The organism is Pseudomonas sp. FA-1, assembly GCF_056856075.1.
Genome location: NZ_JBWXTH010000008.1, coordinates 52,788 through 76,526, shown reverse-complemented (window position 1 = coordinate 76,526; position 23,739 = coordinate 52,788). Strand labels below are relative to the sequence as shown.

General features: G+C 62.7%; 20 protein-coding genes. 2 read left to right on the top strand and 18 right to left on the bottom strand.

What is annotated here, in order from left to right; all coding sequences use genetic code 11:
* Positions 1–11 precede the first annotated feature (11 nt).
* The 9 genes from AC1MHZ_RS15670 to AC1MHZ_RS15630 all read right to left on the bottom strand — a co-directional run bounded on the left by AC1MHZ_RS15670 (position 12) and on the right by AC1MHZ_RS15630 (position 9,887).
* Positions 12–209, bottom strand: coding sequence for a hypothetical protein (locus tag AC1MHZ_RS15670; RefSeq protein WP_084856624.1), 198 nt, complete (start codon positions 207–209; stop codon positions 12–14).
* Positions 210–373: 164 nt separating this feature from the next.
* Positions 374–1,363 (bottom strand): sulfate/molybdate ABC transporter ATP-binding protein, encoded by a 990-nt coding sequence (locus AC1MHZ_RS15665; protein WP_084856505.1) that lies wholly within the window; start codon positions 1,361–1,363, stop codon positions 374–376.
* A 3-nt stretch (positions 1,364–1,366) separates the two neighbouring features.
* A complete protein-coding gene (cysW, locus tag AC1MHZ_RS15660; RefSeq protein WP_084856507.1) occupies positions 1,367–2,239 on the bottom strand; it encodes a sulfate ABC transporter permease subunit CysW in 873 nt (290 codons plus the stop codon).
* 14 nt (positions 2,240–2,253) lie between these two features.
* Entirely contained in the window at positions 2,254–3,072 is an 819-nt protein-coding gene (cysT, locus tag AC1MHZ_RS15655; protein WP_084856509.1) for a sulfate ABC transporter permease subunit CysT, read from the bottom strand.
* A 179-nt stretch (positions 3,073–3,251) separates the two neighbouring features.
* Entirely contained in the window at positions 3,252–4,259 is a 1,008-nt protein-coding gene (locus AC1MHZ_RS15650) for a sulfate ABC transporter substrate-binding protein (protein ID WP_084856511.1), read from the bottom strand.
* Positions 4,260–4,306: 47 nt separating this feature from the next.
* Complete coding sequence (gene oscA, locus AC1MHZ_RS15645; RefSeq protein ID WP_070092048.1) at positions 4,307–4,489, bottom strand: sulfur starvation response protein OscA; 183 nt, start codon at positions 4,487–4,489, stop codon at positions 4,307–4,309.
* 198 nt (positions 4,490–4,687) lie between these two features.
* Positions 4,688–7,738: an efflux RND transporter permease subunit gene (locus AC1MHZ_RS15640; protein ID WP_482966594.1), complete on the bottom strand. Its 3,051-nt coding sequence runs from the start codon at positions 7,736–7,738 to the stop codon at positions 4,688–4,690.
* A complete protein-coding gene (locus AC1MHZ_RS15635; protein WP_482966593.1) occupies positions 7,735–8,802 on the bottom strand; it encodes an efflux RND transporter periplasmic adaptor subunit in 1,068 nt (355 codons plus the stop codon). Before AC1MHZ_RS15635 ends, AC1MHZ_RS15640 begins: the two co-directional genes overlap by 4 nt.
* Positions 8,799–9,887, bottom strand: a complete 1,089-nt coding sequence (locus AC1MHZ_RS15630) for an efflux RND transporter periplasmic adaptor subunit (protein ID WP_084856517.1) — start codon at positions 9,885–9,887, stop codon at positions 8,799–8,801. Before AC1MHZ_RS15630 ends, AC1MHZ_RS15635 begins: the two co-directional genes overlap by 4 nt.
* 271 nt (positions 9,888–10,158) lie before the next feature.
* On the opposite strand from AC1MHZ_RS15630, the gene AC1MHZ_RS15625 reads away from it, so the two are divergent.
* The gene (locus AC1MHZ_RS15625; protein WP_482966592.1) at positions 10,159–10,608 is read left to right on the top strand and encodes an REP-associated tyrosine transposase; all 450 of its coding nucleotides are present in this window, start codon (positions 10,159–10,161) and stop codon (positions 10,606–10,608) included.
* Between the two features lie 102 nt (positions 10,609–10,710).
* Here the strand turns inward: AC1MHZ_RS15625 and AC1MHZ_RS15620 are convergent, their stop codons facing one another.
* From AC1MHZ_RS15620 to AC1MHZ_RS15590, 7 genes are all read right to left on the bottom strand, one after another.
* Complete coding sequence (locus tag AC1MHZ_RS15620) at positions 10,711–11,604, bottom strand: ABC transporter permease subunit (RefSeq protein WP_084856521.1); 894 nt, start codon at positions 11,602–11,604, stop codon at positions 10,711–10,713.
* The gene (locus AC1MHZ_RS15615) at positions 11,601–12,521 is read right to left on the bottom strand and encodes an ABC transporter permease subunit (protein ID WP_084856522.1); all 921 of its coding nucleotides are present in this window, start codon (positions 12,519–12,521) and stop codon (positions 11,601–11,603) included. The genes AC1MHZ_RS15620 and AC1MHZ_RS15615 overlap by 4 nt, the downstream gene beginning before the upstream one ends.
* Entirely contained in the window at positions 12,518–13,660 is a 1,143-nt protein-coding gene (locus AC1MHZ_RS15610) for an ABC transporter ATP-binding protein (protein ID WP_084856524.1), read from the bottom strand. Before AC1MHZ_RS15610 ends, AC1MHZ_RS15615 begins: the two co-directional genes overlap by 4 nt.
* Before the next feature lie 73 nt (positions 13,661–13,733).
* A complete protein-coding gene (locus AC1MHZ_RS15605) occupies positions 13,734–14,828 on the bottom strand; it encodes a polyamine ABC transporter substrate-binding protein (protein WP_084856526.1) in 1,095 nt (364 codons plus the stop codon).
* Between the two features lie 161 nt (positions 14,829–14,989).
* A complete protein-coding gene (locus tag AC1MHZ_RS15600; protein ID WP_480461728.1) occupies positions 14,990–16,087 on the bottom strand; it encodes a polyamine ABC transporter substrate-binding protein in 1,098 nt (365 codons plus the stop codon).
* Between the two features lie 169 nt (positions 16,088–16,256).
* Positions 16,257–17,618: an aspartate aminotransferase family protein gene (locus AC1MHZ_RS15595; protein WP_482966591.1), complete on the bottom strand. Its 1,362-nt coding sequence runs from the start codon at positions 17,616–17,618 to the stop codon at positions 16,257–16,259.
* 48 nt (positions 17,619–17,666) lie between these two features.
* Positions 17,667–19,025, bottom strand: coding sequence for a glutamine synthetase family protein (locus AC1MHZ_RS15590; protein WP_084856531.1), 1,359 nt, complete (start codon positions 19,023–19,025; stop codon positions 17,667–17,669).
* A gap of 667 nt (positions 19,026–19,692) precedes the next feature.
* Here AC1MHZ_RS15590 and AC1MHZ_RS15585 point away from each other — a divergent pair.
* Positions 19,693–21,069, top strand: coding sequence for a glutamine synthetase family protein (locus tag AC1MHZ_RS15585; RefSeq protein ID WP_084856533.1), 1,377 nt, complete (start codon positions 19,693–19,695; stop codon positions 21,067–21,069).
* Between the two features lie 67 nt (positions 21,070–21,136).
* Here the strand turns inward: AC1MHZ_RS15585 and argA are convergent, their stop codons facing one another.
* The gene (argA, locus tag AC1MHZ_RS15580) at positions 21,137–22,435 is read right to left on the bottom strand and encodes an amino-acid N-acetyltransferase (RefSeq protein ID WP_084856534.1); all 1,299 of its coding nucleotides are present in this window, start codon (positions 22,433–22,435) and stop codon (positions 21,137–21,139) included.
* 128 nt (positions 22,436–22,563) lie between these two features.
* Entirely contained in the window at positions 22,564–23,706 is a 1,143-nt protein-coding gene (gene argE / locus AC1MHZ_RS15575) for an acetylornithine deacetylase (RefSeq protein ID WP_084856536.1), read from the bottom strand.
* Positions 23,707–23,739 lie beyond the last annotated feature (33 nt).

Here is a 23,739-nt window from a genome sequence, read left to right as displayed (position 1 = left end):
CATGGGGGTGATCAATGCCAAACCGCAATCAACGCCTCGAGCTCGGCATCGCTGAGCAGCCCGTGCGGGTATCGCCCATCCAGCAGCCGACTCGGGTCGGTCGCTGCGGCCTGGGTGTTTCCCTGCTGCCTCAACCATTGCGCCAGGCGCCGGAACGACTCAGGGTCCATCGCCGAACGGGAAATAGACGACTCGCTTGCTGCATTCATGTCCACACGCTCTCCTGGGGCCTCTGAGCGCCTAACGTACTGGCCTTTTGTTACAGAAAGGCATCGCCTTATCCCTTTGAAACCCATGAAAAAAACGAAATAAAAAAGGGCCACCCCCTGCCAAGGAAAGTGGCCCTGAAACGCTTGCTGCAATCAGTCGCGGCTTAGATATTCGGCATCTTCTGCCAGACCTTCGGGCGGAAGAACAACGTCTCCCCGCGCGCCAGCCCGGTCAGGCTGTCGTGGTCCTTCACCACCTCGGCTTCGATCAACTCGCTCTGCCCCGGCACCTTCAAGGTGACACGCGTGGTCGCGCCCAACGGCCGGATGTCGCGCACCTCGGCGGCCTGGTGGCCTTCGGTCTCATGCCGCGACAGCGACACCTCATGGGGGCGGAACAGCACATGCTGGCCTTCGCTCAGGCTCAGCCGGTTGGAATCACCCAGGAAGTGGTAGACGAAATCGTTGGCCGGGTTTTCGTACACCTCGCCCGGCGAGCCGATCTGCTCGATCACGCCCTTGTTCATCACCACTATGCGGTCGGCCACTTCCATGGCCTCTTCCTGGTCGTGGGTCACGAACACGGAGGTCAGGTTGATGTCTTCGTGCAGGCGCGCCAGCCAACGGCGCAACTCCTTGCGCACCTTGGCATCGAGGGCACCGAACGGCTCGTCGAGCAGTAGCACCTTGGGCTCCACCGCCAGAGCGCGGGCCAGGGCGATACGCTGGCGCTGGCCGCCGGAAAGTTGCTCGGGGTAGCGGTCGGCGAGCCAGTCGAGCTGGACCATGTTCAACAGTTCATGGACCTTCTCGGCGATGCGGCTTTCGCTCGGGCGCTCGCCCTTAGGCTTCATGCGCAGGCCGAAGGCAACGTTGTCGAACACGCTCATGTGGCGGAACAGGGCGTAGTGCTGGAACACGAAACCGACATTGCGATCACGCACATCGTGGCCGGAGACATCCTCGCCATGGAACACGATGCTGCCCTGGTCGGGCGTCTCGAGGCCGGCGATGATCCGCAGCAGGGTGGTCTTGCCGCAACCCGAAGGGCCGAGCAGGGCCACCAGCTCGCCGCTGTTGATATCCAGGTTGATGTTGTCCAGGGCCTGGAAGGCGTTGAAGCGCTTGCTGACGTTACGAACTTCGATCGACATGAATTATTCCTCCGCTGCGCCGTGGCGCAGGCGGTTAATACGGTTCTCGCTCCACTGCTTGAGCAGCAGGATGAAGAGCGCCAGGATCAGCAGCAGGCTGGCCACGCTGAAGGCCGCGACATGGTTGTACTCGTTGTAGAGGATTTCCACGTGCAGCGGCAGGGTGTTGGTGACACCGCGAATATGGCCGGACACCACCGACACCGCGCCGAACTCGCCCATCGCCCGAGCCGTGCACAGCACCACGCCATAGATCAGGCCCCACTTGATGTTCGGCAGGGTCACATGCCAGAACATCTGCCAGCCATTGGCGCCCAGCAAGCGCGCGGCCTCTTCTTCTTGGGTGCCCTGCTCCTGCATCAGCGGGATCAGCTCGCGGGCGACGAAGGGAACGGTGACGAAGATGGTCGCCAGGACGATGCCCGGCAAGGCGAAGACGATCTGGATATCGTGGTCCTGCAGCCACGGCCCGAATAGGCCCTGGGCGCCGAACATCAGGACGTATACCAGGCCCGCGATCACCGGCGAGACCGAGAATGGCAGGTCGATCAGGGTGACCAGCAGGCTCTTGCCCCGGAAGTTGTACTTGCTCACGCACCATGCGGCGCTGACGCCGAACACCAGGTTCAGCGGCACCGAGATGGCCACGGCGAGCAAGGTCAGCTTCAGGGCCGAAAGCGCGTCAGGCTCGAAGATCGCCTCGAAGAAGGTACCGAAGCCGTTCTTCAACGCCTGGGACACCACGATGAACAGCGGCAGCAGCAGGAACAGCACGAACACCAGCCAGGCCAGGCCGATCAATACGCGGCGCGAGGTGGCGCTGCCCCTGCGGGCAGCGTTGGCCGCAGCGGCGGCGCCAAGGGATGAACTGGACATCTACCGGGCCTCCTTCATGGGGTTTCGATACGGCGCTGCAGCAGGTTGATCAGCAGCAGCAGGATGAAGGAAACCACCAGCATCAGCACGCCGATGGCGGTGGCGCCGGTGTAGTCGTACTGGTCCAGCTTGACCATGATCAACAGCGGCAGGATCTCGGTCTTCATCGGCATGTTGCCGGCAATGAAGATTACCGAGCCGTACTCGCCCACGCCACGGGCAAACGCCAGGGCGAAGCCAGTCAGCCAGGCGGGCAGCAGCGCCGGCGCCAGCACATGGCGGAACACCTGCAACGGCTTGGCGCCCAGGCAGGCGGCAGCCTCTTCGACTTCCCGCGGGATATCGGCCAAAACCGGCTGTACCGTGCGCACCACGAACGGCAGGGTGACGAAGGTCAGCGCGAGGGTGATGCCCAGCGGGGTGTAGGCGATCTTGAAGCCCAGGTCGGTGGCGAACTGCCCCACCCAGCCGGCCGGTGCGTACAGCGCCGTCAGGGCGATACCCGCCACCGCCGTGGGCAGGGCGAACGGCAGGTCGATCATCGCGTCGATGACCTTGCGCCCCGGAAATTCATAACGTACCAGCACCCAGGCCAGCAGGGTGCCGATCACACCGTTGATGAGGGCAGCGAACAGCGCAGTGCCGAAGCTCAGTTTCAACGCAGCGAGTACCCGCGGCGCGCTGACCACGGCCCAGAACTGATCCCAGGTCAGCTGTGCGGCATGCACGAACATGGCAGCCAGCGGTATGAGCACAATCAGGCTGAGGTACACCAAGGTGTAGCCCAGCGTCAGCCCGAAGCCGGGTATGACGGGGGAAATACGACGTGACATAAAGGTCCCTGGTTGAACGCACGAAGCCCGGGATCAACCCCGGGCCGGTGCAAGCTTCTGAATCCTGGGGCTGCTTTGCAGCCCATCGCCGGCCAGCGCCCACAAGAGGTCCATGCGATTCCTGTGGGAGCCGGCTTGCCGGCGATGGGCCGCAAAGCGGCCCCGCTTTTCCTTGGCGATCACTGTGCCTGATAGATCTGGTCGAACACACCGCCATCATTGAAGAACTTCGGCTGTGCAGTCTTCCAGCCCCCGAAGTCCTTGTCGATGGTCACCAGCTCCAATTTCGGGAATTGCTTGCCGAACTCCGCTGCGACCTTCTCGTCACGTGGGCGGTAGAAATTCTGCGCAGCGATCGTCTGCCCAGCCGGGCTGTACAGGTGCTTGAGGTATTCAGTGGCGATCGCTGTGTTGCCCTTCTTCTCGGCGTTCTTGTCCACCACCGCCACCGGCGGTTCGGCGAGGATCGACAGGGACGGCACGACGATCTCGAATTTGTCGCTGCCGCCGTCTTCCTTCAATGCCAGGAATGCCTCGTTCTCCCAGGCCAGCAGCACATCGCCCTGGCCGTTGTTGACGAAGGTGATGGTCGAGCCCCGAGCGCCTGTATCGAGCACCGGCACATGCTTGAACAGCGCCTGCACGTATTCCTTGGCCTTGTCCTCGCTACCGCCGGTCTTCAGGCCATAGGCCCAGGCCGCCAGGAAATTCCAGCGGGCACCGCCGGAGGTCTTGGGGTTGGGGGTGATGACGGAGACATCCGGCTTGATCAGGTCGCCCCAGTCCTTGATGCCCTTGGGGTTGCCCTTGCGCACCAGGAACACGATGGTCGAGGTGTAGGGCGTGCTTGCCTCCGGCAGGCGGCTTTGCCAGTCGGCGGGCAGGCTCTTGCCGAGCTTGGCCACTTCGTCGATGTCACCCGCCAGGGCCAGGGTCACCACGTCGGCGCGCAGGCCATCGATCACGGCCCGCGCCTGCTTGCCCGAGCCGCCGTGGGATTGCTGGATTTTCACCTTGTCGTCTGGGTGCGTGGCCTGCCAGTGCTTGATGAATTCGGCGTTGTACTGCTGGTACAGCTCACGGGTCGGGTCGTAGGACACGTTCAACAGTTCGTAGTCCTTGGCGATCGCGGAACCGGCAAAAACGGCACTGGCCAGGGCGGCAAGCGCATAACGGCGGATGGACATGGTGAAGCTCCCGATTGGCATTTTTCTAGTTTGTAGGTGATGCGCGGTCAGCCGGACTTGTTGCCGGGCTGCTGCAGGCGGAACTTCTCCTTGCGCTCGATCTGCACGACCTGAGCGTTGTGCACGGTGATCTCTACCGCGCCGAAGCGCAGGTCACGCAGGGCGCTCTGGATCTCACGCAGAATGGTGGCTTCGTCCTGGCCGTCGATGCTACGCACAGATGCACTCATGCTCGTTCTCCTTGTCAATGAAGTGCCGGGCAGAGGAAGGGGATTGCGCCTGGCTTGAGGGCAATCTTAGAGAGCGGCTTTTATTCTGAAAAATACTGTTTAAGAATTTTTATATAACCATTTTCGCAGAGCCTTTTGTAGGAGCGGCCTTGCGCCGCGATGGGGCGCAAGGCCGCTCCACAAGTGGGCGCGTTGTGGTCAGGCTTTTTCCGGCTCGCGGATCTTGTACCAGGCCACATACAGCGCCGGCAGGAACAGCAGCGTCAGCAGCGTTGCACTGATGATGCCGCCGATCATGGCGTAGGCCATCGGCCCCCAGAACACTTCCCGGGCGATCGGGATCATACCCAGGCTGGCCGCCGCGGCGGTGAGCAGGATCGGCCGGCGCCGGTGGTTGGTGGCCTCCACCACCGCATCCCAGGGCGAAAGGCCTTGCTCGCGGAATTCGTCGATCTGGGTGACCAGGATCACCGAGTTGCGGATGATGATGCCGGCCAGGGCGAGGATGCCGAGGATCGCCACGAAGCCCATGGGCGTACCTGTGGGCACCAGGGCCAGCACCACACCGATCAACCCCAGCGGCGCCACACTGACCACCAGGAACAGCTTCTGCACGCTGTGCAGCTGGATCATCAGGAAGGTCGCCATGAGGAACAGCATCAGCGGGATGACCTTGGCGATCGGCCCCTGGGCCTTGCTGCTTTCCTCCACCGTACCGCCGGTGGCCACTTCATAGCCGGCCGGCAGCTGGCTGGCGAATTCGTCGATCTTCGGCTTGAGCTGGGCCACCAGGTCAGTGGGCTGGATGTCGCCGTTGACCGAGGCCTTGATGGTGATGGTCGGCTTGCGGTCGCGACGCCATACCAAGGGCTGTTCCAGTTCATAACGCACCGTGGCGAACGCCAGCAGCGGGATCGAGGTGCCGTTGGGGGTGAGGATCTGCAGGTTCTGCAAGGTGTCGGGCGAACCGCGCTCGCTGTCTTCGGCGCGGGCGACCACGTTGATCAGGTAGATGTTGTCGTTGACCTGGGTGACCGGCACACCGCTGACGATGCTGTTCATCACGTTGGCCACGTCCTCGGACGACAACCCCAGCTGGCGTGCCTTGTCCTGGGCGATCTCGACCCGCAGCACCTTACCTGGCTCGTTCCAGTCGTAGATCATCTCGCCGATATGCTCGTTGGCATCGAGTAGGGTCGCAAGCTCGATGGCATGCCGGCGCACCTGGTCGATGTCCTTGCCGCTGACCCGGTACTGGATCGGCCGGCCTACTGGCGGGCCCATCTCCAGCGACTGGACGTTGGTGCCGATACCAACGAAGTCCTCGCGCAGGCGCTTCTGCAGGCGCGCCATCAGCTCGCCCCGCTCGTCCAGGCCTTTGCTGACGATCACGAACTGGGCGTAGTAGGGGTTTTGCAACTGCTGGTCCAGCGGCAGGTAGAAGCGGATCGCGCCCTGGCCGATGTAGGTGCTCCAGCGCTCGATGGTCGGGTCGCCCTTGAGGGTCGCCTCGAAGCGGTCGACCACCTTGCGGGTTTCCTCGATCGAGGCGTTCTGCGGCAGGTTGAGGTCGACGAGGATTTCCGGGCGGTCGGAGGACGGGAAGAACTGGTTCTGCACGAAGCGCATGCAGAACACCGACAGCAGGAACAACACGATGGTGCCGATCACGGTCAGCCAGCGGTTGCGCATGCACCACAACAGGCCGTGCTCGAACGCCCGGCCCACGCGCCCGGGCTCGGCCTCATGGGCCTTGAGCTTGTTGCTGTTGAGGATATGCACGCCCAGCACCGGGGCGAAGAACACCGCCACCACCCAGGACACCAGCAGCGCCACCGCGATCACCGCGAACAGGGTGTAGGTGTATTCGCCGGCGGAGCTGGCGTTGAGCCCGATTGGCACGAAGCCGGCCACGGTCACCAAGGTACCGGTCAGCATGGGGAAGGCCGTCGAGGTATAGGCGAAGGTCGCCGCCTGCTCCTTGCTCTCGCCCATCTCCAGGCGCGTGACCATCACTTCCACGGTGATCATCGCGTCATCCACCAGCAGGCCCAGGGCGATGATCAACGCCCCGAGGGAAATCCGCTGCATGGTGATGCCGCTGTACTCCATGAACACGAAGACCATGGCCAGCACCAGCGGGATGGAGCAGGCCACCACCAGGCCCGCGCGGACGCCTAGGCTGACGAAACTCACCGCCAGCACGATCACCACCGCCTCGAACAGGGCACTGGTGAAGCCGCCGACCGCCTGCTTGACCACCACCGCCTGGTCCGACACGGTGTGCACACCGATACCTACCGGCAGGTCGTTGATCACCCGGTCCATTCGCGCCTTGAGCCGCTGGCCGAACACCTGGATATTGCCACCTGCCTTCATACCGATGGCCAGGCCGATCGCGTCCTGCCCGTTGTAGCGGAACATCGGCGACGGTGGGTCGACATAGCCGCGCTCGATGTCGGCGATATCGGCCAGGCGGAAGAAGCGGTCGTTGATCCGCAAGTTGACGGTCTGAAGGTCTTTTTCCGAGGCGAACTGCCCGGTGGTGCGCACCGAGATGCGCTCGGGGCCGGCCTCGATGACCCCGGCCGGCGTCACGGCGTTCTGCGATTGCAGGGCCTGCATGACCTGGCGCTGGTCGATCCCCAGCGCCGCCAGCTTGCGGGTCGAGAAGTTCAGGTAGAGCACTTCGTCCTGGGTGCCGACCATTTCGATCTTGCCGATGTTGGGCACGTCACGGACCTCTGCCCGGGCCTGCTCCACGTAGTCGCGCAGTTGGCGCATGGTCAGGCCGTCGGCGGTAAAGGCATAGATCGAGCCGAACACGTCGCCGAACTCGTCGTTGAAACCTGGCCCCTGGATACCCGATGGGAACTGGCCGCGGATATCCTGGATCTTCTTGCGCACCTGGTACCAGATCTCGGGAATATCCTTGGCCTTGGTGGTGTCGCGCAGGTAGACATAGACCGTGGACTCGCCCGGGCGGGTATAGCTCTTGGTGTAGTCCAGCGAGTCGAGCTCCTCGAGCTTCTTCTCGATGCGGTCGGTGACCTGGTACAGCATCTCGTCCTGGGTCGCGCCAGGCCAACGGGTCTGGATCACCATGGTCTTGATGGTGAAGGACGGGTCTTCCTCTCGCCCAAGGTTGAAGTAGGAGAAGATGCCCATCAGCAGCCCGACGAACATCAGGTACCAGACGAAGGACTGATGCCTGAGCGCCCATTCCGACAGGTTGAAGCTTCCTTTCATTGCGCGTCCTCGTCGAATGCGACCTTCTGGCCGGGCTTGAGGCTGTTGACGCCAGCGGTGACCACACGCTCGCCCGGCTGCACGCCGGACGCCAGGACGATGCTGCTGGCGGTGCGCTCGATCAGGGTGACGTCACGGGTCGCCACGGTCTTCTGTTGCGGGTCGATCACCCATACCTGGGGCTTGCCGGCGCCTTCGAACAAGGCACTGAGCGGCAGCTCGCTGCGCGGGGACACGGCGGAGGTCAGGGTGACGCTGATCGCAGTCCCCAGGTGGAAGGTATCCGGGGTGTTGGCCAGCGTCAGCCGTGCACGCCGGGTACGGGTGGTGGCATCGGCCTGGGGCTCCAGCTCGCGCAGGGTGGCGGTGGTGTTGATGGCGGGGTCGAGTTGCGAGGCGACGGTGAAGGTCAGTGCCTTGCTGAGCTGCTCGGCCAGGGTGATCGGCAGGTCGATCACTGCTTCCTTGACGTCCGGCCGCGCCAGGGTGACCACGGCCTGGCCGGCGCTGACCGTCTGCCCGGCTTCGGCCTGCCAGGCGGTGACCACCGCAGCGTGGTCGGTGCGCAAGGTACTGTAGTCGAGCTGGTCACGGGCCTGGCTGACCGCCGAGCGGGCCTGCTCCAGGGCAGCACCGGTGGTCTTCAGGTCGGTCTGGGCGATGTCCAACTGCGCCTGGGCACCGACGCCGCGGTCGTAGAGCTGTTGCTGCCGGCGCGCATTGGCCTGGGCGTTGATCCACTGCGCCTGGACCCTGGCCAGGTCGCCTTCGGCGGCACGTAGCTGGTTCTGCTGGTCCGTCGGGTCGAGCGTGGCCAAAGTATCGCCCGGCTGCACCTGGGCACCTACGTCAACCCAGCGACGCGCGATGCGCCCTGACACACGAAAGCCCAGGGTGCTCTCGAAACGTGCCTGGATGCTGCCGGCAAAACGGCCCAGCTGGGATTGCACCTGCGGCTCGACCACCACCGACAGCACCGGCCGCACCGGCACGGGGGCTTCTTCATCACTGCTGCACGCAGCCAGCGATACGCCGGCGCACAGCATCAGCAGCAAGCGTTTCATGGTGCGGCTCCTCCGTCCTTGGCATCGACCTTTTCCACCTGCATGCCGGGGTGCAGCAGTTGGCCGCCGCTGACGACGACGGTTTCGCCGCCCTTGAGGCCATCGGCGACCACGATCTTGCCCGTGAGGTACCGCGAAACCTGGACCTTGCGCAGGTCCACCTTGTCGCCCTCGCCCACCACCCAGACCGCCGGCTCGTGCAGCGCCTTGGTCAGGGCCGACCAGGGCAGCTCGATGCTCGGCCGGCCCTGGGCATTGGCCGTGGCAGTCACCGGTGAACCCAGCTGCATGCCCGGCGGTACGTTGCGCAAGGCCACCTTGACCTGCACCGTGCCGCTCTGGGCAGACACCGTCGGGGTGATTTCACGTACACGGCCTTCGGCCTTGACCTGGGGGTTGTCCAGCAGGCTCACGATCACGCCTTCGTCGCTGGGAGGTGCCACCAGGAGGGATTCGTAGACATTGAACACCGCATCGCGGTCGCCATCACGGGCCAGGCTGAAGATCGGCATGGTCGCCTGCACCACCTGGCCGACTTCGGCCTGGCGCGCGGTGATCACCCCATCGGCCTCGGACACCAGGGCCGTGTAGCTCAGCTGTTCGCGGGCATTGGCCAGCTGCGCCTGGGCAGCCTTGAGTGCACTCTGGCTGCTGCGCAGGGCCGCTTCGGCAGAGTCGTACTCGCTCTGGCTGGTATAGCCCTTGGGCAGCAGCTTCTGCTGACGTACGAAGGCGGCGCTGGCCTGGGTCACCCGGGCCTGCTCGGCGAACACCTCGGCCTTGGCCGAGTCGACGGTGTTCTGCAGGTCCTTGGGGTCCAAGCGCGCCAGCACCTGGTTGGCCTTGACGTGGTCACCCACATCGACACTGCGGGAAATGATCTTGCCACCCACGCGGAACGACAGGTCGGTCTGGACCCGCGCCTGGACATCACCGGTGAGGGTGACCCGGGCGGCGAAATCGGTGGGTTGTACCTGCAGCACGCCGACCCTGGGCAACTCGGCGGCGGATTCTTCCTTGCCACAGCCCGACAGCATGGACAGCAGCCCCAGGCAAACGACCATCAGCGGACGCGCTACCGTCATGCAGGCTCCTTGCTTGTGCCAAATGGATTGAGGGACGCCAGTGAAGCGTAGATCAGGGTTTCACAACTGGCACTGACATGGATCCATCAAAACTTCGGCCTTCCGGATCTTCGCGGGTAAACCCGCTCCCACCGCGTTCGACCCTGTGGGAGCGGGTTTACCCGCGAAGGGCATCCGCTGTGATATCCAGAAACGATCAGCCGCCCAGAGAACGCCGATTCAAGCGCTAATGTTCAGCAAATAGTAAGTTTCAAGGAAGATTACAAAGCCCTTGGCCAAATCCCACTTGCTGCGCCGTGGCCGCTTCTCGGAGCCTGGCAGGCTCTATCTGTTGACCACAAATACTCACCAGCGCGAACCGCTGTTTCAGGATTTTCGCCATGCTCGACTGGTCGTCCATTACCTACGTCAGGCAGAACAGGAACAAGCCTGCCGGTCATTGGCGTGGGTGGTGATGCCGGACCATCTACATTGGCTGATCGAGTTGAAGGCAGTGACGCTGAGCACATTGATGCGTAGGTTCAAATCTCGCTCCAGCCGTACATTGCACCAGGTCGGGGTCAGGCAGGGGCCGATATGGCAGTGTGGATACCAAGACCGGGCACTGCGGCGGGAAGAGCATGTGATGGATGTAGCCAGGTATATCATTGCCAACCCTTTGCGGGCCGGGCTGGTCAGCAGAATCGGGGCCTACCCGCACTGGGATACTGTCTGGTTTTGATTCGGTGCTAAAGCATTCGCGGGTAAACCCGCTCCCACAGACCCGCCACAAGCCTGGAAGCGTGGCGGGTCTGTGGGAGCGGGTTTATCCGCGAATGGTACATCAGGCGGACGCTGCGACCTGGGTCGGGCGCTGGACCTGCGACGACTGGACGTTGGCGGCGGCGCCTTCCTCGATCGCCTGCTGGATAGCGCGGCGACGGCGTTCTTCGGCGCGGCGGCTGAAGTACCAGATCAGGAAGGTCATCAGCGATACCGACAGCAGGATCAGGCTGGCCACGGCGTTGATCTCCGGCTTCACGCCCAGGCGTACGGCGGAGAACACTTCCATCGGCAAGGTGGTCGAGCCCGGGCCGGATACGAAGCTGGCCAGTACCAGGTCGTCCAGGGACAGGGCGAAGGACATCATGCCGCCCGCCGCCAGCGACGGCGCGATCATCGGGATGGTGATCAGGAAGAACACCTTCCACGGCTTGGCGCCCAGGTCCATGGCAGCCTCTTCGATGGACAGGTCCAGCTCGCGCAGGCGCGCCGACACCACCACCGCCACATAGGCAGCACAGAAAGTGGTATGGGCAATCCAGATGGTGACGATGCCGCGCTCCTGCGGCCAGCCGATCATCTGCGCCATGGCCACGAACAGCAGCAGCAGCGATAGGCCGGTGATCACCTCGGGCATCACCAGCGGCGCGGTGACCAGGCCACCGAACAGCGTGCGACCCTTGAAGCGGGTCACCCGGGTCAGCACGAAGGCTGCCAGGGTGCCCAGCGCCACGGCGGCGACCGCGGTATAGCAGGCGATCTCCAGCGAGCGCATCACCGAACCCATCAACTGGGTGTTGTCGAGCAGGCCGACGTACCATTTCACCGACCAGCCGCCCCACACCGTCACCAGCTTCGAGGCGTTGAACGAATAGATCACCAGGATCAGCATCGGCAGGTAGATGAACAGCAAGCCGAGCACCAGCATCAGCTTGGAGAAACTGAAGCGCTTCATGCCCTGCCCTCCATTTCTTTGGCCTGGCTGCGGTTGAACAGCAGGATGGGCACGATCAGGATCGCCAGCATCACCACCGCCAGGGCGGATGCCACCGGCCAGTCACGGTTGTTGAAGAATTCCTGCCACAGCACCTTGCCGATCATCAGGGTCTCCGGGCCGCCGAGCAGTTCCGGGATCACGAACTCGCCCACCACCGGGATGAACACCAGCATGCAACCGGCGATGATGCCGTTCTTCGACAGCGGTACGGTGATCTTCCAGAAGCTGTTGAACGTGCTCGAACCCAGGTCGCTGGCCGCCTCGAGCAGGCTCGGGTCGTGCTTGACCAGGTTGGCGTACAGCGGAAGGATCATGAACGGCAGGTACGAATAGACCACGCCGATGTACACCGCCAGGTTGGTATTGAGGATCTGCAGGGGCTGGTCGATCAGGCCGGTCCACAACAGGAAGCCATTGAGCAGGCCGTTGTTGCTGAGGATGCCCATCCACGCATAGACGCGGATCAGGATCGCAGTCCAGGTAGGCATCATGATCAGCAGCAGCAGGACGGTTTGCGTCTCCTTGCGTGCGTTGGCGATGGCGTAGGCCATCGGGTAGCCGATCAGCAGGCACAGCAGGGTGCTGAAGAACGCCATCTTCAGCGAGCCGAGGTAGGCCGAGATGTACAGCTCGTCCTCGGTCAACAGGCCGTAGTTGGCCATGTTGAGCACCAGCTGGATCTTGTCCTCGACGTAGCTGTAGATCTCCGTGTAGGGCGGGATCGCCACGTCGGCTTCGGCGAAGCTGATCTTCAACACGATGAAGAACGGCAGCATGAAGAACAGGAACAGCCAGATGAACGGTACGCCGATCACCAGGTGGCGGCCCTCCGGGGTTACCTTGTTGAGCGCTCGCTTGAGCTTGCGGATGTTCATGAGCGCAGTACCACGCCGCTGTCGTCTTCCCACCATACGTACACGTCGTCACCCCAGGTCGGGCGGGTGCCCTGGCGCTCGGCGTTGGCGACGAACGACTGCACGACCTTGCCGCTGGGCAGCTCGACGTAGAACACCGAGTGGCCACCCAGGTAGGCGATGTCATGGACCTTGCCGCGCGACCAGTTGTGCTCGAAGTCTGGCTGCTGGGTGGTGACCAGCATCTTTTCCGGGCGCAATGCGTAGGTGATGTGCTTGTCCTCGACCGAGGTCGAAACACCATGGCCGACGTAGATCTTGCGCTCGAGCTCGGGCGAGGCGATCAGCGCATGGCCTTCGGCGTCATCGATCACCTCCGCCTCGAACAGATTGACGTTGCCGATGAACTCGCACACCAGGCGGCTGGTCGGGGTCTCGTAGATGTCCACCGGCGAGCCGATCTGGGCGATCCACCCCAGGTGCATGATGGCGATGCGCTCGGCCATGGTCATGGCCTCTTCCTGGTCGTGGGTCACCATCACGCAGGTCACACCCACGCGCTCGATGATTTCCACCAGCTCCAGTTGCATCTGCGAACGCAGCTTCTTGTCCAGGGCGCCCATCGGCTCGTCGAGCAGCAACAGCTTGGGGCGCTTGGCCAGGGAGCGGGCCAGGGCCACGCGCTGGCGCTGGCCGCCGGAGAGTTGGTGCGGCTTACGCTTGGCGTACTGAGTCATGTGCACCAGCTTGAGCATCTCGGCCACGCGGGCCTCGATCTCGGCCTTGGGCATCTTGTCCTGTTGCAGGCCGAAGGCGATGTTCTGCGCCACGGTCATGTGCGGGAACAGCGCGTAGGACTGGAACATCATGTTGATCGGCCGCTCGTAGGGCGGCATGTCGGTGATGTCGACGCCATCGAGGAAGATCCGCCCTTCGGTCGGACGCTCGAAGCCGGCCAGCATGCGCAGCAAGGTCGATTTGCCGGAGCCGGAGCCACCGAGCAGGGCGAAGATCTCGCCCTTGCGGATTTCCAGGGACACATCGTCCACGGCTACCGTTTCGTCGAACTTTTTCGTGACCCGGTCGATCTTGACCAGCACCTGCTTGGGTTGCTGGCCACCCTCGAGGGCTTTTTTATAGGCACCGGAGGCAACTGCCATGAGTGAAACTCCCAACAAGATTTTTTATGCCCGCACGTGCGGCTTTCGCAACCGGCGTGGCGGGTCTGGATAGTTACTTGCCCGACTTGACCTTGGTCCAGCTGCGGGTCATCAGACGTTGCACCTTGGGTGGCAACTCGGCATTGACGAACATCTTGTCCAGCACTTCCTGCGGTGGGTAAACCGCGGCGTCAGTCCTCACGGCCTGGTCCATCAGGTCGCCAGCCTTGGGGTTCGGGTTGGCGTAACCGACATAATCGCTGACCTGGGCGATGACCTCAGGTTTCAGCAGATAGTTGATGAAGGCGTGGGCCTCCTTGACGTTGTTGGCGTCCTTGGGGATCGCCAGCACGTCGAACCAGAGGTTGCCGCCCTCCTTGGGGATGGCGTAGGCCAGCTTCACACCCTTGCCGGCTTCTTCGGCACGGGCCTTGGCCTGGAACACATCGCCGGAGAAGCCGGCTGCGACGCAGATATCGCCGTTGGCAAGGTCGGAGATGTATTTCGAGGAATGGAAGTAGGTCACATAGGGACGTACGGCCTGCAGCTTCTGCTCGGCCTTCTGGTAGTCCTTGGCGTTGGTGCTGTTGGGGTCCAGGCCCATGTAGTTGAGCACCGCCGGCAGCATTTCGTCGGCCGAGTCGAGGAAGGCCACACCGCACTTGGAGAGCTTTTTCATGTTCTCGGGCTCGAACAGCACGGCCCAGGAATCGATCGTGTCGGTGCCCAAGGCGGCCTTGACCTTCTCGACGTTGTAGCCGATGCCGTTGGTACCCCACAGGTAGGGCACGGCGTACTGGTTGCCCGGATCGTTCTTCTCGAGGCGCTTCATCAGCGCAGGATCCAGGTTGGAATAATTGGGCAGCAGGCTGCGGTCGAGCTTCTGGAAAGCGCCCGCCTTGATCTGCTTGCCGAGGAAATGGTTGGACGGCACCACCACGTCATAGCCGGTGCGACCGGCCAGCAGCTTGCCTTCCAGGGTTTCGTTGGAATCGAAGACATCGTACTTGGCCTCGATACCGGTTTCCTTGTGGAAATCGGCAAGGGTCGTCGGCCCGATGTAGTCCGACCAGTTGTAGATATGCACCGTCGGCGCTGCTTGGACGCCGAATGCCAGCGTCAGACCCGCTCCAGCCATCATGGCCTTGCGAAATAAGGAAATAGACAAGTGGGTGGTCCTCACGATCAGTGCCTCCAGGTGCCGGCGCGACGCCGCCGTACACGCAAACCGGCGCGCAACTTACCTTCGCTGCATCGATGCCGCAAACTAATTTGCCTTGCATGCCTTCTGGGCCGGGGAAGCCCGGCCCAGAAGGGTTCGAGACGGGCTTACTTGCCCGACTTGATCTTGGTCCAGCTGCGGGTGATCAGGCGCTGTGCGCTGGCTTCAGGTGCAGCGATCGCATACAGCTGCTTCTTCACCTCGGCAGGCGGATAGATGCTCGGATCGCTGGTGATTTCCTTGTCCACGAACGGGGTGGCCGCCTTGTTGCCGTTCGGGAAGCGTACGGCGTTGGTGATCTCGGCCATGACTTCCGGCTGCATCAGGAAGTCCATGAACTTGTAGGCTGCATCCTTGTGCTCGGCATCCTTAGGGATGGCGACCATGTCGTAGAAGGTACCGGCACCTTCCTTCGGAATGATGTAGTCGACCTTGACCTTGTCGCCTGCTTCGTGGGCACGGGCCTTGGACTGCTCCAGATCACCCGAGTAACCGACGGCCACGCAGATATTGCCGTTGGCCATGTCGCCGATGTACTTGGACGAGTGGAAGTAGGTGATCGAAGGACGGATGCTCAGGAACAGTTCCTCGGCCTTCTTCAGGTCTTCTTTCTTGGTGCTGTTGCTCGGCAGGCCGAGGTAGTGCAGCGCCGCCGGGATCATTTCGGTCGGGGCGTCGAGGAAGCTCACACCGCAGCTCTTGAGCTTGGCGATGTTCTCGGGCTTGAACACGGCATCCCACGAATCGATCTTGTCCACGCCCAGCGCGGCCTTGACCTTCTCAGGGTTGTAGCCGATGCCGATGGAGCCCCACATGTACGGGAAGGCATGCTTGTTGCCCGGGTCGCTGGCATCGCCCACGGCCTTGAGCAGGTCTTCGTCCAGGTTCTTCCAGTTCGGCAACTTGGAACGGTCCAGTTCTTCGTAGACGCCTGCCTTGATCTGCTTGGCCAGGAAGTTGTTGGACGGCACGACCACGTCATAACCCGACTTGCCTGCCAGCAACTTGGCTTCCAGGGTTTCGTTGCTGTCGAAGACGTCGTACTTGACCTTGATGCCGCTTTGTTTCTCGAACTTGGCGATGGTGTCCGGTGCGATATAGTCCGACCAGTTGTAGACGTTCAATACCTTGTCTTCAGCCTGAACAGCGGTTGCCATGGCACCCATCAGGGCCGTGGCCAGCAACGTCTTGCCCATTTTCTTCATGCGAAATGCTCCAGAATTTATTATCAAGCCATCTGTTCAGCAGCCAAGATCCCACGGTACAGCGCTGGGCGACTGAAACAGTCGCTAGTCTGGCAAGTTACAAGGCGCTGTTTCAAGAAAAGCAGGGCCTTGTAACCGCTTAATGTCACATCGCTAGCCTAGCAAACGGCTAGCGCACCGCTTCATAGGTCAGGTCCAGGCACTTGCGTGCCTTTTCCACCAGTTCATCGATCTCCTCACGGCTGATCACCAAAGGTGGCGCGATGATCATGGTGTCGCCCACTGCACGCATCACCAGGCCGTTGTCGAAGCAATGCTGGCGGCAGATCATGCCAACGCCCTTGCCCTCGAAGCGGCTGCGGGTGGCCTTGTCCTTGACCAGCTCGATCGCGCCGAGCAGGCCCAGGCCGCGAACCTCGCCCACCAGCGGGTGGTCCAGAAGCTCGCGCAGACGCTTCTGCAAATAGGGTGCCGTATCTGCCTTGGCGCGCTCGATGATTTTCTCGTCACGCAGGATGCGCAGGTTTTCCAGGCCCACGGCCGCCGCGACCGGGTGGCCGGAGTAGGTGAAGCCGTGGTTGAAGTCACCGCCTTCGGCGAGCACCTTGGCCACTTCGTCACGAACGATCACACCCCCCATGGGGATGTAACCGGAGGTCAGGCCCTTGGCGATGGTCATCAGGTCGGGCGCAAGGCCGTAGTAGTCGGAGCCGAACCATTCGCCGGTGCGGCCGAAGCCGCAGATCACTTCGTCGGCGACGAACAGAATGTCGTACTTGGCGAGGATTTCCTTGATCTTCGGCCAGTAGGTCTCAGGCGGGATGATCACCCCGCCGGCACCTTGGATCGGCTCGGCGATGAAGGCGGCGACGTTGTCCTCGCCGACTTCCAGGATCTTCTTCTCCAACTGCTCGGCGGCCCAGACGCCGAACTCGTCCGGCGTCATGTCGCCACCTTCACCGAACCAGTACGGCTGGGGAATATGCACGATGCCGGGGATCGGCAGGCCGCCCTGTTCGTGCATACCGCTCATGCCGCCGAGGCTGGCACCGGCGACGGTGGAGCCATGGTAGCCATTGATGCGACCGATGATGGTCTGCTTGCCGGGCTTGCCCTTGAGCGCCCAGTAATGGCGCACCATACGCAGCACGGTGTCGTTGCCTTCGGAGCCGGAGCCGGTGAAGAACACATGGGTCATGCCCTTGGGCGCCACGTCGGTGATCGCTTTGGCCAGCTCCAGCGCCGGTGGGTGGGCGGTCTGGAAGAACAGGTTGTAGTACGGCAATTCACGCATCTGTTTTTCCGCCGCCTGCACCAGTTCCTCGCGACCATAGCCGACCGCCACGCACCACAGGCCCGCCATGCCGTCGAGGATCTTGTGCCCCTCGCTGTCCCACAAGTGCACGCCCTGGGCCTTGGTGATGATGCGCGGCCCTTTTTCCTTCAACTGCTTGTAGTCGCTGAAGGGTGCCAGGTGGTGCTCGCCGCTCAAGGTTTGCCATTCACGGGTTTGCGGGTTGTTGACGCTCATGGGCTTCTCCGTTATCCGACAGCCGCGCTCCAGCGGCCCCAGGGTTGATCAGACGGCAAACAGCAGGAACTCGCGTTCCCAGGAGCTGATTACCCGTTTGAAGTTCTCGTGTTCGGCACGCTTGGTGGCGACGTAGCCGGTGATGAATTTCTTGCCCAGGTACTGGTCCAGGGCGCGGCAGTTCTCCATCCGCTCGAGGGCATCCTCGATGGTCAGCGGCAGGCGCAGGTTGCGCCGCTCATAGCCGCGACCCTGGACCGGCGCGCTGGCGCCGATCCCCTCGACCATGCCGATGTAGCCGCACAGGAGGCTCGCGGCGATGGCCAGGTAGGGGTTGGCGTCGGCGCCTGGCAGGCGGTTCTCCACGCGGCGGTTCTGCGGGCCGGCATCCGGCACACGCAGACCTACGGTGCGGTTTTCCTCACCCCATTCGACGTTCACCGGTGCCGAGGTATCCGGCAGGAAGCGGCGGAACGAGTTGACGTTAGGGGCGAACAGCGGCAGCGCTTCGGGGATGAACTTCTGCAACCCACCGATGTGGTGCAGGAACAGTTCGCTCATGCTGCCGTCATCGTTGGAAAAGATGTTCTTGCCGGTAGCCACGTCGATCACGCTCTGGTGCAGGTGCATGGCGCTGCCCGGCTCGCCGGTCATGGGCTTGGCCATGAAGGTGGCGGCCACGTTGTGCTTGAGCGCTGCCTCGCGCATGGTGCGCTTGAACACCAGGATCTGGTCGGCCAGGTGCAGGGCGCTGCCGTGACGGAAGTTGATCTCCATCTGCGCCGTGCCGTCCTCGTGGATCAATGTATCCAGATCCAGCTGCTGCAGTTCGCACCAGTCGTAGACATCCTCGAACAATGGGTCGAATTCGTTGGCGGCCTCGATGGAGAACGACTGGCGACCGGTTTCCGGACGGCCGGAGCGGCCTACCGGCGGCTGCAACGGGAAGTCCGGGTCTTCGCTGCGCTTGGTCAGGTAGAACTCCATTTCCGGCGCGACGATCGGCTGCCAACCTTTGTCGGCATACAGCTTGAGGACCTTCTTGAGCACGTTGCGCGGCGACAGCTCGACCGGGTTGCCCTTCTTGTCGTAAGTGTCGTGGATCACCTGGGCGGTCGGCTCGATGGCCCACGGCACGAGGAACACCGCGTTCTCGTCGGGGCGGCAGATCATGTCGATGTCGGCCGGGTCGAGCAATTCGTAATAGATGTCGTCGTCGACATAGTCGCCGGTGACCGTCTGCAGCAGCACGCTCTCGGGCAGGCGCATGCCTTTTTCGGCGATGAACTTGTTGGTCGGCGAAATCTTGCCGCGGGTGATGCCGGTCAGGTCGCTGATCAGGCATTCCACTTCGGTGATCTTGTGCTCTTTCAACCAATCGGTGAGCTGGTCGAGGTTGTTACTCATAAATACCTCAGGAGGTAATGTGGCCCGGCTGATGAAGGTCGGGCGCCGCTGACGTCTGGCGTCGATCAAGGCGGGCGCTGCCTGGCTGCAAGTGCCTTGGCAGACCCGCGCCTTGATTCTGGATGCAGTGCTTGGCTAAAGCAAAAGCCCATGCACGGGACGGCAGCGGATACACTCGAAACAAGCGTGTCCGTGAAGCGAATGAAGGGCAGAAAAGCGAAAAGTCGTGCAGGAAACTGCTACGAAAGGAGGATGATCCGGGCCAGCCGTCAATTATTGCGAGCAGCGCACGCGCACCGGCTCCAAGGCGGGCCATGCCCTCGCGATGAATGCTGGGGGTACCTGACAGCGCGGCGCAGGCAGCGCTTGCAGGTCGCGGCAAGCGGACCATATGACCCTCGTATTATTGTGTTCTGGGTTGTGGCCGAGCTTAGCCTTGTTCATTTTTTTACACAACTCCTCCGTAAAAAATAAAACACGCTCAGCGCGAGATAGCTCTTTGAGCCCAAAATAGCGGATAATGATTCGCCCCCAGATGCAGCATTTCTGCCGTTGCTGTGCCATTTAGGGGCATCATGGGGTTGGCTTGACTTCGCCAGTTCTTTCGGATTGACTGGGCTTGCAAGCCCCCCTTGATTGATATTTTTAACAACAAAGGTGTTGCATCATGTCGGTACCCCCGCGTGCCGTTCAGCTTAACGAAGCGAACGCGTTCCTTAAGGAACATCCTGAGGTTCTCTACGTTGACCTTTTGATTGCAGATATGAATGGTGTGGTGCGCGGTAAGCGCATCGAGCGCACCAGCCTCCACAAGGTTTACGAGAAAGGCATCAACCTGCCCGCCTCCCTCTTCGCCCTGGATATCAACGGTTCCACCGTCGAAAGCACCGGGCTGGGCCTGGACATCGGCGATGCCGACCGCATCTGCTACCCGATTCCCGGCACCCTTTCCAACGAACCCTGGCAAAAGCGCCCCACTGCCCAGTTGCTGATGACCATGCACGAGCTGGAAGGCGAGCCGTTCTTCGCCGACCCGCGCGAGGTCCTGCGCCAGGTGGTAAGCAAGTTCACCGAGATGGGCCTGACCATCTGCGCGGCGTTCGAGCTGGAGTTCTACCTCATCGACCAGGAGAACGTGAACGGCCGTCCGCAGCCGCCTCGCTCGCCGATTTCAGGCAAGCGCCCGCAGTCGACCCAGGTGTACCTGATCGACGACCTGGACGAATACGCCGACTGCCTGCAGGACATCCTCGAAGGCGCCAAGGAGCAAGGCATCCCGGCCGACGCCATCGTCAAGGAAAGCGCCCCGGCCCAGTTCGAGGTCAACCTGCATCACGTCGCCGACCCGCTCAAGGCCTGTGACTATGCGGTGCTGCTCAAGCGCCTGATCAAGAACATCGCCTACGACCATGAAATGGACACCACGTTCATGGCCAAGCCCTACCCGGGCCAGGCTGGCAACGGCCTGCATGTGCATATCTCCGTGCTGGACAAAGATGGCAACAACATCTTCACCAGCGAGGATCCCGAGCAGAACGCCGCGCTACGTCACGCGGTCGGCGGTGTGCTCGAGACCCTGCCCGCGTCCATGGCTTTCCTCTGCCCGAACGTCAACTCGTACCGCCGTTTCGGTGCGCAGTTCTATGTGCCGAACGCACCGAGCTGGGGCCTGGACAACCGCACCGTGGCCCTGCGCGTGCCGACCGGCTCGCCGGATGCCGTGCGCATCGAGCACCGCGTGGCTGGCGCCGACGCCAACCCGTACCTGATGATGGCTGCCGTGCTGGCCGGTGTGCACCATGGCCTGACCAACCAGATCGAGCCGGGCGAGCCGATCGAAGGCAACTCGTACGAGCAACTGGAGCAGAGCCTGCCGAACAACCTACGCGACGCACTGCGTGAGCTGGACGACAGCGAGATCCTGAACAAGTACATCGATCCGAAGTACATCGACATCTTCGTCGCGTGCAAGGAAAGCGAGTTGGAGGAGTTCGAGCACTCGATTTCCGACCTCGAGTACAACTGGTACCTGCATACCGTGTAAACGAAAACGCCGCCCTCAGGGCGGCGTTTTTCATTGGCTCATGGATGGCCGGTACAGGCAACGACGATTACAACGGTTTCTCGAAGATCTTCGAATTACGCTGATAGTTGTACAGCGAAGCCCTTGCGGCAGGCAGACGCTCCACACCGCTGGGCGCAAAGCCCCGTTCACGGAACCAGTGCGCGGTACGGGTCGTCAGTACGAACAAGGTATTGAGCCCCTGCTGGCGCGCCCGGCTTTCGATGCGCTCGAGCAGCTCGTCCCCCCGCCCACCATGGCGATACTCCGGGTTCACCGCCAGGCACGCCAGTTCCCCGGCGTCGGAGTCAGCGATCGGGTACAGCGCGGCGCAGGCGATGATCATGCCCTCGCGCTCGACCACGCTGAACTGCTCGATCTCCCGCTCCAGCACCTCGCGCGAACGACGCACCAGAATGCCCTGCTCTTCCAGTGGGCTGATCAGTTCCAACAGACCGCCGACATCGTCGATGGTCGCCTCGCGCACGACCTCGAACTGCTCCTGGGACACCAGCGTGCCGCCACCCTCGCGGGTGAACAGCTCGGTAAGCAACGCGCCGTCCTCGGCATAGCTGACGATATGACTACGCGCCACGCCGCCCTTGCAGGCCTCAGCGGCAGCATCGAGCAGCTCGGCCTGGTAGTCGCTGCCCAGGCGCAGCAGGTGCGGTGCGACCTGCTGCGGCCGCAACTCGCGCACCAGCTTGCCGTGTTCATCCAGAAGGCCCGGCTCTGCACCGAACAGCAGCAGCTTGTCGGCCCCCAGCTCGATGGCGGCGCGGGTGGCGACGTCTTCGCAGGCCAGGTTGAAGATCTCGCCGGTAGGCGAGTAGCCCAGGGGCGAAAGCAGCACGATGGAGCGCTCGTCGAGCAGGCGATTGATACCCTTGCGGTCGATACGCCGCACCTCGCCGGTGTGGTGGTAGTCGATACCTTCGAGCACGCCGATCGGGCGGGCGGTGACCAGGTTGCCGGACGCCACCCGCAGCCGCGAGCCCTGCATCGGCGAAGCGGCGATGTCCATGGACAGCCGCGCCTCGATGGCCAGGCGCAAGGCACCGACGGCATCAATCACGCAATCAAGGGTCGCCGCATCGGTGATGCGCATGCCACGGTGATAGTGCGGCGTCAGCCCACGGGCGGCCAGGCGGCTTTCGATCTGCGGGCGCGAGCCATGCACCAGCACCAGCCGCACACCTAGGCTGTGCAACAGCACCAGGTCATGGACGATGTTGCCGAAATTGGGGTGTTCCACGCCATCGCCGGGAAGCATGACCACGAAGGTGCAATCGCGATGGGCATTGATATAGGGGGACGCATGGCGTAGCCAGTTGACGTATTCGGGCATGACAATGGCCTGTGGATAAGTGAACGGAGAACGGCGAAGCAAACAGCGGCGTTCAAAATCATCGTCGGAACAGGCTTGCGGTCACGCGCGGTCTCCTCTAGGCAGGAACGAATCAGGTCAATGGTCGTTTAGCTCAAGCAATAGTGCCGGATCAGGTCACGCAATAGACGCACGGTAGGCTCGATTCGTGACATTTCAAGGTATTCGCCGGGTTGGTGCGCACAGGTAATGTCGCCAGGGCCGAGCACGATGGTCTGGCAACCCAGCTGCTGAAGATAAGGTGCTTCGGTGCCAAAGGCCACCGCTTCGGCACGATGCCCGGTAAGACGCTCGGCCAGTTGCACCAGCTCGGTATCGGCCGGCTGCTCGAAGGGCGGCACCTCCGGGAACAGTGGCGCGTAGTCGATACGCACCTCCAGACGCTCGGCCACCGGTACCAGCTTCTCGCGAATGGCCGCGCGCAACTGCGCGACATCCATGCCCGGCAAGGGGCGCAGGTCGAACTCCAGGGCGCACTGCCCGCAGATGCGGTTGGGGTTGTCACCGCCATGGATGCAGCCGAAGTTCAGGGTCGGGGTCGGCACGCTGAACTGCGGGTTGCGGTAAGCCTGCTGCCATTGCTGACGCAAGCCCATCAGCTCGCCCATCACCGCGTGCATAGCCTCCAGGGCACTGTGCCCAAGGCCGGGGTCCGACGAGTGGCCGCTGCGCCCGAGAATGTCGATGCGGTCCATGAGGATGCCCTTGTGCATGCGGATCGGTCGCAGCCCGGTGGGCTCGCCGATCACTGCCGCACGGCCGAGGGGCTGGCCGGCCTCGGCCAATGCGCGGGCACCGGACATGGAGCTTTCTTCATCGCAGGTGGCGAGGATCAGCAACGGTTGCTTGAAGTCGTGTTCCAGCAGCGGCAGGACCGCCTCGATGACCAAGGCAAAGAAGCCTTTCATGTCGCAGCTGCCTAGGCCCACCCAGCGGCCGTCGACCTCGGTCAGCTTGAGCGGGTCGCTGGTCCACAGCTGTTCATCATAGGGCACGGTATCGCTGTGGCCGGCCAGGACCAGCCCGCCCGGGCCGCTGCCACGGCTGGCCAGCAGGTTGAACTTGCCGGAAGTCACCTGGCGAATTTCGCAGGCAAAGCCCAGGTCGCCCAGCCAGCCGGCCAACAGTTCGATGACCTGGCGGTTGGATTGGTCCAGCGCAGGCTGTGTGCAGCTGACCGAGGGCGCGGCGATCAAGGCGGCGAACTGGTCTTTCAGCGACGGCAACGGCATAGGCGCTCTCCTCGGGCTCGAGGCCCATCATAA